The organism is Pedobacter sp. UYP1, assembly GCF_040547305.1.
Classification (GTDB): domain Bacteria; phylum Bacteroidota; class Bacteroidia; order Sphingobacteriales; family Sphingobacteriaceae; genus Pedobacter.
Genome location: NZ_JBEPPL010000003.1, coordinates 186,016 through 198,699, shown reverse-complemented (window position 1 = coordinate 198,699; position 12,684 = coordinate 186,016). Strand labels below are relative to the sequence as shown.

Sequence of the window (12,684 nt, the reverse complement as noted above, 5' to 3'; positions counted from 1 at the left end):
CAAAAAAATATTCAGATGAAAAATCAATCAATTATTACTTATATCACGTTTGGCTTTGTTTTATTTGTTGCGTCCTGCAAACTTGATAACATTCCGGACCCAAATAACCCATCTATTGTTAGTGTGACTGACAATGCAAATAGCGCACAATTACAAAATCTGGTTTCTGGACTGGAATCCAGGAGTGCAGATTATGTGATCGCTGCTCAAAATGCTTTTGGTACTTTCGCAAGAGACGTCTGGTACTTTAATTCCAATGATTCCAGGAACGTGCAGTTCTGGCTCGGCTTAGGTGGAAGAAAGCCGGATGGAGATTTCTTTGGCGTATCCAGTATTTATGTGAGCCCTTATCAAGCTATTAAGCAAGCCGATGTACTGATCCGTGCTGTAAATAATACTCCGGCAATTACAGCGGAACAAAAATTATCCTATACCGGATTTGCTAAAACTATCCAGGGTTATCAATACCTCGTGCCGGCAAATTCACAATATAAAAATGGAATCAGGATAGATGTTTCCAATGAAATGAAACCAGGTCCTTTTGTTTCTTATGAAGAAGCCTTAAAAGCAATTCAGTCTATTTTATCGGATGGTTATACTGATTTAATAAAAGCAGGGACGACCTTACCCTTTAAACTGACTGCCGGTTATGCCCCTTTCAGCTCGCCCGCCGGACTGGCAAAAGTTAACCGGGCATTGGCAGCGAGGACTGCGATTTATCAAAAAGACTGGCAAGGCGCATTAGACGCGCTGAAACTATCCTTTTTCAACCTTTCTGGTGATCTGGATCTGGGGCCTGCTCATGTTTACGGAGCTCCGCCAGAACCGTTTAACCCATTTTATTATGTATTGAATGCCAATGTAAGTAATTTACCTGTTGTACATCCATCTTTTGTGAAAGATGCTTTGCCGGGTGATTCCAGAATTACAAGGAAGATTTTTGTGAGGACTACCCCATTGATTAATACGGTGGGAACTATTCCGTTGTCCAGTTTATATCAGGATAAACGCTGGACATCAAATACTTCGCCTGTTCCTTATATCAGGAATGAAGAATTGATCTTGATTTATGCAGAAGCTTCAGCTCAGTTGGGCCGTTTCGATGATGCGGTCACAGCAATCAACAGAATCAGGACTTCAGCTAATCTTGCAGTTTATAGTGGCGAGAAGAACCTGGACGCATTAATTACTGAAATCTTATTTCAAAGAAGATATTCTCTATGGTTTGAGCCTGCTGGACATCGTTGGTTTGATTTAAGAAGATATAACCGATTGAATGAAATCAATATTACATTGGATGGAGGAAGCGTATTTACACAATTAGAAAGACCTTCGAGTGAAGTGAACTGGGATACTTACAACAAATAAATAAATTGAAAAAACTGACCGCCTTATTGGATGGCGGTCAGTTAATTAATCTATTAAATAATACTTTTTATTATTTGTTAGGGGTGAATATCCAAAGGTCATCGAAGTGACTTCCGTTTTTGCCAATGGTCACGTAACCCTTGTCTGCGATACCGAAACCAACTGCTGCTTCACGTGCAACCCCTCCAAAATCCTGGTGTTGTTCCCAATAATCTATCGATGGATCATAAGCCCAGGTTGTTCCGGTTATTCCGCTGGTTATTCCTCCGGTAATATAAGCCTTCTGGCCAATGGTAAAGGTCGCAGCAGATCTGCGTCTCAGATCATATTGATACTTTTTATTACTTTCAATTTTATCATCTCTATAGATATCATTCTTTTTTGTCCAGACATCATTGGCTGTATTGTAACTCCATAGATCTGACAGGTTTGCGCCGTTATTGGAACCACTGCCGATATAAGTAAGATCCCCGATTGTAAAAGTAAAAGCATAAGCCCTTTTTGTACCTGGTAAACTTGTTACCTGCGTCCAGCTGTCTGAGGCGGGGTTATAGCTGTAAAAATCTTTAAGATCACCATTAATTGAAGTTCCTGATCCAACATATCCTTTGCCACTGCCTGAAAAGGCAATTGCGCCATACCGTGCGTCACCCGGAAAATCTGCAATCTTTTTCCACTGTTTGGTTTCTGGCGTAAACTGATAGAAATCTTTGAAAGAATTAGTTCCATCTGTACCAGTTCCTACATACCCTTTACCACCTACACTAAATCCGACCGCATAATTCCTGGCATCACCTGGAAAACCAGTATCACCAATTTTAAACCAGTTTGTTAATTTAGGATCATACATCCAAAGGTCATTCAACCGTTTATCACCATTAAACCCTCCGGCTACATAAGCTTTTCCATCTATAATAAAACTCGCTGCCGCGCTGCGGGGAGAGCCTTCAAAATCCGATCCTTTTACCCATTCTTTAGGGTCTTCATTTTTGTCCTTCTTACAACTTCCCAATAATAAAATGGCGATCATAAAGGAAGCTGATAATAGTTTTTTAATCATTTTTTTAGAATTTAATATTTAGTGTATGTAATTATAAGCTTGATGGACAAGGCAGTTTCACTGGTAGAGAGCTGTGCCCTGTTTAATGAACCCAATAGCTGATCTGCCGGAACACTGAGCATTAAAGAGTTAGTCTTATAAGTTCCTTTTTTTAACTGGTCAGTATACTGTGTGAGCAGAAATTTGTATTTTCCTGTTGAGCCTACATCATTACCAGGCTCAAATGCTGCAATTTGATCCCCTTCTTTGTAATTGTTCGGCAACACCATTTTTGGGACATTGGCCGAATTTGCTACCCAGAGCAGGAGTGAAGGCGGTGCTTTGAAAATTGAATAATAGGTAGGCTTTGTTTCAATCAGTAACTCTACTTTGTTCACCACTTTTTTGCTTTCATTCAGGAAATTTACCAGTGTCGGGAATTTGAGTTTAGTTACTAAACCAGTACCTCCCTGTAAAAAAAGTTGCTGACCCGTACGTTCTGAACTGATTTCACGGTTGGTACGGCTCAGTGCACTGAGTTTGGTCTGGCTTCTGTCAGTATCAAAATGATTAAATTGATAATCTGTGAATTTTCCTGAGAAGGTTACCCTGCCTTTTTTGGAAAAGCCTGCCGCATCGAAGTAGTTGTAACCCAGGTACATTTTAACCTGGTCTGCTTTAAACCCGGTGATGCTATTGCCTTGGGTGGTTTTAAAAACCATTCCTTTGAAATATTTAAGAAATTCTTCTTCACTCGCAAAACGAGGATCTTTTTTAGTCATTAAATCCAGAAACTCTCTTCCCAGTGCTTCATTCAGCGTAATGATCACACTGTCTCCACTAGCAGGCTTTACCTGTAAGTCGAGATTTCCAATTGGGGCAGCATCGTGTTTGAAGGTCGTGGTACTATATAAAGCCTGTCCTTTTACATAAACGGGTACTTCTTCATTTTCTACCGGTCCGGGGATTTTACGCAAAATCATGTCTTCTGTCATCCGGTGGACAGCATATTTCTGGGGAGCGAGGGTATCACCAGAGAAGTACTTATTATACTTTAATACAATGGTAAACGTGTCGAAAGCAGCACCTTTTGGAATAAGAGCATCAGTTAACGCAGGAGGGGTAAGTTGCAGATAAGAGGAGGCCTTTAATTTTCCGAAATCCTTATCGTCTGTTTGGCCAATCAGTATCAACTTTTGATTTGAAGTAGGTACAGAATCCAGCAGGAAAGTTGAAGCCTTCACTGTAACGGTATCTACGGTTTCCACATGGATCTCCTCTTGATTTCCCGGGCTGATATGTTCTCCCTTTTTACAGGCGGCAATAAGGAGGGGAAAAACAATTGCCAGGCAGGTTAACCTGTAAATAGTAGCGGTATTTCTCATATTTTAACTAAAATTATTTGGTCAAATATGAGTTGGAATAGTGTTAATGAAAGTTACAATATGTTAAAATACGTTAAGTGATACGATTACTTAACAGATGAAAATTACATTTGCTGGCATGAGAAAAGCTAGCGGACTATGACTAACCGAATTAAATATATCTTAGGCTTCATGACATTTTGTATCCTTGGGGTGATACTTACACAAGGGGTCTGGTTGTACAAAGATTATACTTATTATAGCGGACAACCTCTTTTTTCTACAGACTTTGATGTGTTTATGCCTGCTGATGCCCCTTCGGTACTTACAAATGCTAAATCTATTATTGCTTATTCAACTACCATCAATGCGTCTGACAGTCAGGATTTTGCCCGCAGGACTGCAAGATTACCGGCTATTGTTGCCTACCCGGCAACTATAGCAATGAAGGTTGTGCCAAGATATTATCCAAAAATGGATAGTATGACTACTTTAAGCCCCAGGATTGCTGTTACAGCACCCGGATCTACACATGCTTCTTTCCAAAGAACTTCCAGTGGCCTCCGTGCTGCTTTACAAAGAGGACCCGGAACTGCGCCTGCTGCTTTTCAAAGCACATCAATAGCTACAAGTGATGTGCTTCAAACCATACCTGCGGCTACTACTCTTGATTTGCAGGCAGTACCAAGAGCTGCGACTGTTGAGCTCAAAAGACCTGATGGGAATTACGAAGTTACCGAACAGGGTAAAGCGGAAGTTTACCAGGCAGTTCCTTATAAAGCACCTTTATTCTATGTGCTGCAAAAGATGAAATGGCAATTTGGGGCCTCAATTTTACTGATCTTGTTTACCACCTCTTGTTTTATTTATATGCTGATCACCATTTTTATGCAAAGAAAACTATCAGTTGTAAAAAATGATATGATCAATAACATGACCCATGAATTGAAAACGCCTTTGTCAACGGTTTCTGTTGCCATTGAAGCAATGAGAAATTATGAAGTGCTCGAAGATAAAGACAAAACCAGCTTGTATTTAAATGTCTCAAAAAATGAGTTAGATCATCTTTCCAGGCTAATAGAGATGATCCTGGAACTTTCAGTTTTTGAACACCATAAAATGGTTTTATTTAAAGAGCAGATCAATGTGAATCATTTGATAGAAGAAATTATTAAAAAATATTCTTTAGCAGATGATCCGGCTAGTATAGAATTATATGCTGACAATTTTCCCGAAATTCTTGCCGACCCTATTCATCTTGGAAATGCAGTGAGAAATCTCATTGATAATGCGATTAAATATTCCCTGACCAGGCCCAAAATAACCATCAGAAGTTATCTGACTAAAAAGGGATGGGCGCTGACGGTGAGTGATCAGGGGATTGGCATTCCTGAAGTCTATCAGAAAAGTGTTTTTGATCAGTTCTTCAGAGTACCAGATAAAAGATTGCAGCGTATTAAAGGATTTGGCTTAGGCCTGGCTTATGTTAAACAAGTCGCTGAACAACATCAGGGTACGATTTCACTTTACAGCCGGGAAGGCAATGGCTGTATTTTTACTATTTTAATTCCTGTTAAACTTTTAAAAACATGACCGATATATTATTCGTAGAAGATGAAATAGATCTGGCTCAGATTGTTTCAGACTGTTTACAATTCAAAGGGTATGGTGTAACTCATTACACGAATGGCGCAGATGCCTATCAGCACTTTACAAAGTCCAGACCAGATATTGTTGTTCTAGATGTCATGGTTCCTGAACTGGATGGTTTTGATCTTGCCAGGAAAATCCGGGAAATAGATGACCAGGTTCCCATCATATTTGTAACTGCCCGGGTTCAGACTGCCGATGTGCTAAAAGGATTTGGAATTGGCGGAAGTGATTATATGAAAAAACCTTATAGTATAGAGGAATTGATTGTAAGAATGGAAGTACAGCTAAAGCGGTTGGAAAAGAATAGTACAAGTCTGTATACTATCGGAGCTTATCAATTTGATACCGTGTATAGTAAACTCTCTAGCAATGGGAAAGAAAAAAAGATATCGTACCGGGAATCTGAACTATTGAGAATGCTGGTTGAGCATCAAAACCAGATCGTAAAAAGAGCTGATATCTTATCTGAATTATGGGAGTATGAAAGCTTTTTTACCGGAAGAAGCCTGGACGTTTTTATTTCCAGGCTTCGTTCTTATCTTAAATCAGACCCCAATATAGAGATAGTGAATATCAGAGGGGTAGGCTATATGCTGGTTATTCACTAAGCCAGACTACTTTTTGTTCTGATTGATGTGGGCTTCCGATAATATCTTTGTAAAGCTCGGGTCTTCTGGCCTGGATATAACGATGCCCCCCTGCTTGAATTAATTTTTCAGGGGTAAGCACCGCTATTACATAATCATCACCTAAAGTTTTGCATTCGGTAAGAACATCTCCGAAAGGATCAATAATCATGGAACATCCATTTTTTAATTGGTCATCATCCATCCCGATCGGGTTAGCGAACACTGTATAAATTGCATTATCGTAAGCTCTGGCCGGTAGCCATTTCATTAACCAGTCGCGGCCTTTCATCCCTTCAAACTCCAGGCGGAGTGAGGTTGGATCATTTTCTCTATTTTCCCAGAGTGCCGGATCTACAAACCCTGCTCCAGGTCTGGTAGAAGGCGTACACATGGTCACATGCGGCATAAAAATAATATCTGCACCTAAAAGCCTGGTTGCTCTTACGTTTTCAATAATGTTATTGTCATAGCAAATCAAAATTCCGCACTTCCAGCCGTAAAGCTCAAAAACGCAGTATTCATCGCCTGGTGTAAGGAAAGAATTTATAAAAGGATGTAGTTTTCTAAACTTGGCAACCAACCCATTTTTGTCAACGCACACATAGGCTTTAAATAAATTATCGGCTTCATCTTTCTCAAAAAGACCAGCCAGAACGGTAATATTATGTTTGGTTGCTATTGCTGTAAGCGCTAAAATACTTTCTCCCGAAGGAATAAGTTCTGCCAGCTCAAGCATTTGTATTTTAGAAAGATTTCTGGCAAAAGTATAACCGGTTATCGAACATTCATGAAAAGCAATGACCTGTGCACCATCTTTAGAAGCCTTCCCGGCCAGATCATCTATAACCGACAGGTTGTAGTATTTATCTCCACTTTTGTGCTCAAATTGTGCTGTAGCAATTTTAAGGTTTTCCATCTTTATCTGTTTTAGACAAAGGTATCGGGTAGGGGTTCCAGAAAAATGTACAAATCCGACAAGTGATAAATTAGCCAGGTGACCAGATTAATCAGCTTTATAATCCGGTTTATGGGGCTAATAACTCAGAAAATTGATAGCCAGCGGATCAGCAATACTGCTATATTGACCGGGCGTTAACCCTGTATGTTTCTTGAATTCACGTATTAAATGTGGCTGATCGTAATATCCGGCCTCATGCCCTAATGCAGTCAGGTTTTCCTGAATTGGTTTATCTCTGAGTTGTTTCAGAAATACATGCAGTTTTACAATGGTACTGAATCTTTTTGGACTGATCCCGATATTGGTTATAAAGGCTCTTTCCAGTGTTCTTTCATGGTAGCCAGTAAAAGCGGCTAATTTACTGACCGGAAGTAAACCTTTATTTTGAGTAATAAAGTTAAGGGAAGCTAAGATTAATGGCTGATCAGGAAGCTGCCTGCTAGCCATTAGTTTTCTGAAAAAGTCTTCAGCCAAAGTAATTTTACTGGTAATTGCAGTGCTGTCGGACAGTTTTTCATAAAGTGCTGCACCCTTGGCCCCAAAGAGGTCTTCAGCATTTATACGTTGATTTTTAAGTTCCTGAGAAGGAACACCCAGCATTTGACTCAGCCCATGAGGATGAAAAACAATAATCATTAAAGAAGTTTCTCCCTGGCAGTATAAATCCTGAAAAGAATCCAGCTGACCGTAAATAAAGGAATCCGGAAGTTCAACAGGTATACCCGGGCCGGCAAAATGTGAAATCAGCGGGTTCTTGAAAGAAAATACCATTCCAGTATTTCCGTCAGAAAACAAACGCAGTTTTTTCACCTCTTCACTTTTTGTAGTTAAAAAGAGATAATGCTTAAGCGTTGCTGACAAATCTATGGAAGGCGATACCTGCATTTATTGGCTTGTTGCTGTGTTTATTGACTTATTGCTGTATTTATAACGTAAGCAAGAGGTCTTTGTTGTCGATCATCAGGTCTTTATCATAGCCGGGTCCAGGCTTCTCCAGCAATTGAATAGATTTAACATCTTTTCTCTCATCCTTATAACAGCTGATTATTTTTTGGCATTCAGCACTTCAAATGCTTTATAAACACTGTGGTGCAAAATAGTCAGGTGGTTTTCTGCCGGCATAGGGTTAAAGGTAATCTGGAAACTCTGGTCTGCCGATTTTTTTAAGACCCCTGCAAAGTTGGCTGCATCATTTTCCATAACTTTACCTTCTGTACCTACAGAAACATATACTTTGATGTTTTTAGCTGAACCTGATTTTAATAACTCAGGTGCTTTTGCAAGCAGAGATTCATTATCCCACCATAAGCTTGGACTGATAATTATATAGTTATTGAAAAGCTCAGGTTTTTTTAGCAAAACTTCTGTCGCAAACAAACCACCTAAAGATTGACCAATAATTGTTTTTGTGTCATTGGTTCTGTATTTCAGCTGAATGTATGGTTGTAAATCCTTTTCCATAAAGGCCATGAATTTTTCTGATTTTCCTGTCGTTGGGAAATCTTTTAAATCCTGCTGAACAGTAGTAGGGAAGGTGAAATCTCTTTTTCTGTCAATATTTGCGATACCCACAACAATCGATTTAGGCATGGCCTGTATCATCGTACAGTATTGAACAAGGCCTGCAATATGGATAAAATCTTCATTGGCAGACCCATCCAGAAGATAAATAACCGGGTATGTCGCTTTAGTATCCTGATCATAACCTTCAGGTAAGTAGATATTTAAAATTCTTTTTTCTGCTAATTGAGCGGATTGAATTTCATCAGTTATCCCTAATGAGAAGGGTTTTGTTGAAGTCTGTATGCTGGCAGTTTTATTCTGGCTTTTGGAAACGTTACCGAATAGGGCTATAAATAATAAAAGGAAAGTTAAATGCTTCATGGCGTAAAGCTACTACTTTTAAATACGATTAAAAAAAATGAAGGCCAGAGAATAAACGGGAAAACCCGCATTTCTGCGGTTATTTCGCAGGAATGCGGGTTTCTAATTTGAGGTTTGCTGGTTATCTTCCAGGCAGTACTAATCTGTTAAATCCGTACTGGCTGGTATAATATGTATTTCCCGTTGCGGATAAGGAATACCAATGTTATGTTGATCCAATGCCTCTTTTAGTAATTGAAAATTACGGTGATAAGTTGGCCAGAAATCGCCATTGGCAGACCATGATCTGATTGTCAGGTTAACCGCGTTATCTCCCAGTGAAGAGACCAGAACAACCGGAGCAGGGTCTTTTAAAATCAATGGGTCATTGGTCAATACATTCAGGATAACTTTTCTTGCGGTATCAATATTGGCATTGTAAGATATTCCGATACTATATTCTTGCATCCTGTTTATATTATCTGAAACATTATTGATAACTGCATTGGCCAGCGGGCCGTTTGGTGCATAAATCGTAGTCCCGTTGCCTGCTTTTAAAGTAGTATAAAGGATATCAATTTTTAGTACCGTACCACTTACGTTGTTGCTGGATGAAATAAAGTGACCTACTTTAAAAGGCTTGAACAACAAGATTAATACCCCACCCGCGAAATTCGAAAGACTCCCCTGAAGGGCCAGACCTACAGCCAGACCAGAAGCGGCTAAAATTGCTACAAAAGATGACGTCTCTATTCCAAGGGTTGATGCAACTGTAACCAATAAAAGGATATAAAGAATGACTTTTAAAATACTGATTAAAAAGTTAGAGAGTGAAAGGTCAATTTTTCCTTTATTCAAGTGATTATTTAAAAACCTGACTAAAAATTTGATGAGCCAGAATCCTATCAATAATGTAATCAGTGCTAAGAAAAGGGTGGGGAGTTTGCTGATAAATGTATCTAACAAACGTTCTAAGTTGAGTTCTATTCTATCCATATGTTGTTTATTTATAGCTGTAAAGCAATTATTGCAGATTGTTTTAAATTTAACATTTATGGTGCCATGTTTTTTTCCACATCACAATAAATTGCCTGTTTTTGAACTTATGGCACGATATATATGGCTTAATAAAAAACAAAACATCTACCCGTAAAAAAACAATTCATCGCTATGAAAGCAGTTGTAGTCAAAGCATTTAAGGATGCTCCGGAATTAATAGAAACTTTAAAGCCAGTTGTAAAACCAGGATATATCCTGATTAAATTGAAAGCAGCAGGGCTTAATCCAATGGATTGGCGTATTGCCGATGGGATGCTCGATGGAAAAATGGCGCATATATTTCCAATGATATTAGGTGCAGATGGCGCCGGCGTAGTTGAAGAGGTTGGTGAAGGTGCCGATCGCTTCAAAGTTGGAGATAAAGTATATGGGCAGATGATGCATAAACCGGTAGGAGAAGGAACTTATGCAGAATATATTGCAGTACCTGAAAAAGCTATTGTAGCTAAAATGCCTCCAGGCTTATCTTTTGAGCAGGCAGCTGCATTTCCAATAGCTGGTATGACCGCTTTTCAACTGATCAGAGAACTCGGTCTGGTCAAAGAAAAAACCTTATTGATTGTCGGTGCTACAGGTGGAGTCGGTACATTTGCTACCGTATTTGCAGCTTTAAACGGAATTAAGGTTTTGGCAACAGCCAGAGGCGATGAGGCAGAAAGAAGCATTAAAAAAGCAGGTGCTGCAGCTACGTTTGACTATTCACTAGGCAATCTCGGCGCACAAGTCAAAGCTGCTTATCCTGATGGAATAGATGCTTTGATAGACCTGGCAAGTAATCCGGAAGAATTTGATCAGCTTACGCTACTGGTTAAACCAGCGGGTATTGCTTTGACAACCATCGGATCAGCTGATGAAGAAGTTCTAAAAGCAAGAAATATCCGCGGAGGTAATTTTGAAGTCAAAGGCAGTGTCGCTTTGCTGGAAGGTGTAAGTGAAATGATCGAAGCCGGTCAGATTGAGATTCCTGTTCAAACGATTCCTTTAAGCGCAGCTCCAGAGGCGATTGCTAAAAGCCGGACAGGAAAAGCATTAGGCAAAACGGTTATTGTAATTTAACTATGGTACTTATTTAAGCGTTCCTGCTGAACCCATTTTTACTGAGCTCCGGAGGTTATAAATGTAAACTCCGGGGTTTATTTTCCTGAAATTCATTTTCACTTTTTGCAATCACTAAAGTACAGGCTGCGTTTCCTATGGTGTTGGTAATAGAACGGGCCTCATTAAAAATCTTTCAACTCTGATTATATGATTCAGCGGATGCGTCTGGCCGATATCCTATGGGTAGAAGGGTTTGGAGAATATATCAAACTGGTAGGCAGGTTTAAGAATTTTACCTTATTGCAAAGGATGACGGAGTTCGCTGAACAGTATGCTTATCTGGGTTTTATCAGAATTCATAAGTCTTATCTAGTACTTGCGCAGGATATCGAATCTTATTCTTCCAGTACGGTAAAGTTAAAATTAGGGCATGAATTGCCAATTGGCAGGGTTTATAAGCAGAATGTGCAGCCTGGCGGCTAATTCTCTTGAAGCGAACAAAAAAATAATGAACAAAATGGCGGTAACTTTTGTCTTTATATTTGTTATAACACTAAATAATTGAAAAACGATGAAAGCAGTAAAATCCTATGCAGCGCAGAGCGCTGATAAACCACTTGCTCCCTATCAGTTAGACCGTCGTGAGCCAGGAGCTGATGATGTAGAGATCAAAATTTTATACTGTGGTGTATGCCATTCAGATATACATACCGCCAGAAACGAATGGGGTGGATCAATGTACCCTGTAGTTCCAGGACACGAAATTGTTGGAAAAGTAACAAAAGTCGGAGACCAGGTGACCCGTTTTAAAGTGGGAGATACTGTTGGCGTAGGCTGTTTTGTAGACTCTTGTGGGCATTGCAGAAACTGCGAAGAAGACAATGAGCAATATTGTGAAAATGGACATTCACAAACCTATAACTCACTATTACAGGATAAAAAAACAATTACTTATGGTGGGTATTCCAGCCATATTGTAGTGACACAGAAATTTGTACTGAGTGTGTCTGATAAATTACCTCTTGAAAAAGTAGCCCCGTTATTGTGTGCAGGAATCACTACTTACTCGCCATTGAAACACTGGAATGTTAAAAAAGGAGATAAACTGGCGGTTGTTGGTTTAGGTGGATTAGGACATATGGCTGTGAAAATTGCTGCTTCAATGGGAGCAGAAGTAACCGTATTGAGCCGTTCTAAAAGCAAAGAAAAAGACGCACAGCAATTAGGAGCACATCATTTCGAAATCACTACGGAAAAAGAAACGATGGAAAAACTGGCTAACAGTTTTGATTATATCATTGATACCGTGTCAGCAGAACATGATTACAATGAGTATCTGGCATTATTACGCACCAATGGGGTAATGGTCTTGTTAGGTGTACCACCTAAACCTTCTGATGTGCAGGCGTTTCAATTGATTGGTGGCCGCCGTAGTCTGGTAGGCTCATTGGTAGGAGGAATTAAAGAAACTCAGGAGATGCTGGATTACTGTGCGGAGCATAATATCACTTCGGATGTAGAAATGATCAATATAGATCAGATCAACGAAGCCTATGAGCGTACACTTGCCGGAGATGTTCATTATCGTTTTGTAATTGATATGGCTTCTTTGAATTAGGAAACCATAATTTTAATAATAGATATAAAAAAAGGCACTTTTAGAGTGCCTTTTTTTATATCTCCCTGATAGTTAAAGTCTATAAATATAATAGA

The 12,684-nt window shown here is 39.4% G+C and carries 12 protein-coding genes; 6 read left to right on the top strand and 6 right to left on the bottom strand.

The features are described from left to right. Positions 1–15: 15 nt before the first annotated feature. A complete protein-coding gene (locus ABIB30_RS08690) occupies positions 16–1,368 on the top strand; it encodes a RagB/SusD family nutrient uptake outer membrane protein (RefSeq protein ID WP_354301110.1) in 1,353 nt (450 codons plus the stop codon). 70 nt (positions 1,369–1,438) lie between these two features. Here the strand turns inward: ABIB30_RS08690 and ABIB30_RS08685 are convergent, their stop codons facing one another. Together ABIB30_RS08685 and ABIB30_RS08680 are read right to left on the bottom strand one after the other, a co-directional pair. Beyond that, a complete protein-coding gene (locus ABIB30_RS08685; RefSeq protein ID WP_354301108.1) occupies positions 1,439–2,428 on the bottom strand; it encodes a Kelch repeat-containing protein in 990 nt (329 codons plus the stop codon). 11 nt (positions 2,429–2,439) lie between these two features. Next, positions 2,440–3,792, bottom strand: coding sequence for a DUF4270 family protein (locus ABIB30_RS08680; RefSeq protein ID WP_354301106.1), 1,353 nt, complete (start codon positions 3,790–3,792; stop codon positions 2,440–2,442). A 138-nt stretch (positions 3,793–3,930) separates the two neighbouring features. On the opposite strand from ABIB30_RS08680, the gene ABIB30_RS08675 reads away from it, so the two are divergent. Beyond that, positions 3,931–5,364 carry a sensor histidine kinase gene (locus ABIB30_RS08675; RefSeq protein WP_354301104.1) on the top strand — a complete coding sequence of 478 codons (1,434 nt, stop codon included), beginning with the start codon at positions 3,931–3,933 and terminating at the stop codon, positions 5,362–5,364. Then, positions 5,361–6,032, top strand: a complete 672-nt coding sequence (locus tag ABIB30_RS08670) for a response regulator transcription factor (protein ID WP_354301102.1) — start codon at positions 5,361–5,363, stop codon at positions 6,030–6,032. Before ABIB30_RS08675 ends, ABIB30_RS08670 begins: the two co-directional genes overlap by 4 nt. On the opposite strand, the gene ABIB30_RS08665 is transcribed toward ABIB30_RS08670, so the two are convergent. From ABIB30_RS08665 to ABIB30_RS08650, 4 genes are all read right to left on the bottom strand, one after another. Next, on the bottom strand, positions 6,022–6,969 hold the full coding sequence (locus ABIB30_RS08665; protein WP_354301101.1) for a nitrilase family protein: 948 nt from the start codon (positions 6,967–6,969) through the stop codon (positions 6,022–6,024). The genes ABIB30_RS08670 and ABIB30_RS08665 overlap by 11 nt on opposite strands. Before the next feature lie 117 nt (positions 6,970–7,086). After that, positions 7,087–7,896 carry an AraC family transcriptional regulator gene (locus tag ABIB30_RS08660; protein WP_354301099.1) on the bottom strand — a complete coding sequence of 270 codons (810 nt, stop codon included), beginning with the start codon at positions 7,894–7,896 and terminating at the stop codon, positions 7,087–7,089. 159 nt (positions 7,897–8,055) lie between these two features. Next, the gene (locus ABIB30_RS08655) at positions 8,056–8,895 is read right to left on the bottom strand and encodes an alpha/beta hydrolase (RefSeq protein WP_354301097.1); all 840 of its coding nucleotides are present in this window, start codon (positions 8,893–8,895) and stop codon (positions 8,056–8,058) included. A gap of 138 nt (positions 8,896–9,033) precedes the next feature. Beyond that, positions 9,034–9,870: a mechanosensitive ion channel family protein gene (locus tag ABIB30_RS08650; protein WP_354301094.1), complete on the bottom strand. Its 837-nt coding sequence runs from the start codon at positions 9,868–9,870 to the stop codon at positions 9,034–9,036. Between the two features lie 174 nt (positions 9,871–10,044). On the opposite strand from ABIB30_RS08650, the gene ABIB30_RS08645 reads away from it, so the two are divergent. The 3 genes from ABIB30_RS08645 (at position 10,045) to ABIB30_RS08635 (ending at position 12,589) form a co-directional block, all read left to right on the top strand. Continuing rightward, a complete protein-coding gene (locus tag ABIB30_RS08645; RefSeq protein WP_354301093.1) occupies positions 10,045–10,989 on the top strand; it encodes an NADP-dependent oxidoreductase in 945 nt (314 codons plus the stop codon). Positions 10,990–11,178: 189 nt separating this feature from the next. Beyond that, the gene (locus ABIB30_RS08640) at positions 11,179–11,454 is read left to right on the top strand and encodes a LytR/AlgR family response regulator transcription factor (protein WP_354301091.1); all 276 of its coding nucleotides are present in this window, start codon (positions 11,179–11,181) and stop codon (positions 11,452–11,454) included. Positions 11,455–11,542: 88 nt separating this feature from the next. Next, positions 11,543–12,589 carry an NAD(P)-dependent alcohol dehydrogenase gene (locus tag ABIB30_RS08635; RefSeq protein WP_354301089.1) on the top strand — a complete coding sequence of 349 codons (1,047 nt, stop codon included), beginning with the start codon at positions 11,543–11,545 and terminating at the stop codon, positions 12,587–12,589. Positions 12,590–12,684 lie beyond the last annotated feature (95 nt).

Excerpts from the sequence above, each read along its gene's own strand:
- ABIB30_RS08660 (WP_354301099.1), bottom strand. The coding sequence starts at position 7,896 with ATGCAGGTATCGCCTTCCATAGATTTGTCAGCAACGCTTAAGCATTAT.
- ABIB30_RS08690 (WP_354301110.1), top strand. The coding sequence starts at position 16 with ATGAAAAATCAATCAATTATTACTTATATCACGTTTGGCTTTGTTTTA.
- ABIB30_RS08650 (WP_354301094.1), bottom strand. The coding sequence starts at position 9,870 with ATGGATAGAATAGAACTCAACTTAGAACGTTTGTTAGATACATTTATC.
- ABIB30_RS08640 (WP_354301091.1), top strand. The coding sequence starts at position 11,179 with ATGATTCAGCGGATGCGTCTGGCCGATATCCTATGGGTAGAAGGGTTT.
- ABIB30_RS08675 (WP_354301104.1), top strand. The coding sequence starts at position 3,931 with ATGACTAACCGAATTAAATATATCTTAGGCTTCATGACATTTTGTATC.
- ABIB30_RS08635 (WP_354301089.1), top strand. The coding sequence starts at position 11,543 with ATGAAAGCAGTAAAATCCTATGCAGCGCAGAGCGCTGATAAACCACTT.
- ABIB30_RS08670 (WP_354301102.1), top strand. The coding sequence starts at position 5,361 with ATGACCGATATATTATTCGTAGAAGATGAAATAGATCTGGCTCAGATT.
- ABIB30_RS08645 (WP_354301093.1), top strand. The coding sequence starts at position 10,045 with ATGAAAGCAGTTGTAGTCAAAGCATTTAAGGATGCTCCGGAATTAATA.
- ABIB30_RS08665 (WP_354301101.1), bottom strand. The coding sequence starts at position 6,969 with ATGGAAAACCTTAAAATTGCTACAGCACAATTTGAGCACAAAAGTGGA.
- ABIB30_RS08655 (WP_354301097.1), bottom strand. The coding sequence starts at position 8,895 with ATGAAGCATTTAACTTTCCTTTTATTATTTATAGCCCTATTCGGTAAC.
- ABIB30_RS08685 (WP_354301108.1), bottom strand. The coding sequence starts at position 2,428 with ATGATTAAAAAACTATTATCAGCTTCCTTTATGATCGCCATTTTATTA.
- ABIB30_RS08680 (WP_354301106.1), bottom strand. The coding sequence starts at position 3,792 with ATGAGAAATACCGCTACTATTTACAGGTTAACCTGCCTGGCAATTGTT.